Consider the following 747-nt stretch of genomic DNA (forward strand, 5'->3'; position numbering starts at 1 on the left):
CCGGGTGGCCCCCCCTGACGTCGCGCCCGTACTTCACACCCCGGACGCCCCCACCCCACCGTGCCAAACGCTCGCCTTTTGTCTGGCGGGGCCCGCCGCGGCGGGCCACGCTGGACGGGGGTCTTCGGGGAGGGTGACGCACGTGAGAAGTTCCCTGGGGGCGGTGTGCGCGCTCGCCGTGCTGGCCGCGGCCCTGTCGACCGGCTGCCAGAGCGCGTCCGGGGGCGCCGGGAGGAACGGCCGCCCGGGCGAACAGCGGACGGCGACGGTACCGGAGGTGCCGGCCCGGCCCTCGGGGTACGGGGCGGTGTTCCTCGCGATCGACGAGTGCAGTTCGTTCGGCCGGACCAGTTTCACCGAGGTGCCGTGCACGAGTGAGCGGGCGGCGGCCCGGGTCGTCGCCCGCCACGACGGAACCGTCCGGGACGGGCCGCGCTGCCCCGCCACCACGGACTTCGTCCTGCACATCAGCGAGCAGAGCCCCGCGTCCGACGAGGACGGCGACGGGGCGGTGCCGCGCGGCTACGCCTGCATGCGCAACCTCCAGCCCCCGCACCCGGGCGATCCCGGGGGCGGGGGCGGGCCGCGCACCATCGTCGGCGACTGCGTCCGCGGCCTGGACGACGGGCAGGTGCGCGAGACGGCCTGCGACGGCACGGGGAAGCACGCGCCGGAGTACGAGGTGACGAAAGCCGTGGACGCCAGGCACGAGTGCCCGGCGTCCACCACAGACGATGTCCGGCTCGG

Annotated in this window: 1 protein-coding gene; it reads left to right on the plus strand. The window is 75.9% G+C overall.

Features of this window, described 5'->3' with window-relative positions; translation table 11 throughout:
* Positions 1–142 precede the first annotated feature (142 nt).
* Positions 143–747: hypothetical protein (locus tag ACFWVE_RS07325; protein WP_384009139.1), on the plus strand; the 605-nt coding region annotated here is incomplete at its 3' end.

Source organism: Streptomyces sp. NPDC058632 (assembly GCF_042717095.1).
GTDB lineage: Bacteria > Actinomycetota > Actinomycetes > Streptomycetales > Streptomycetaceae > Streptomyces.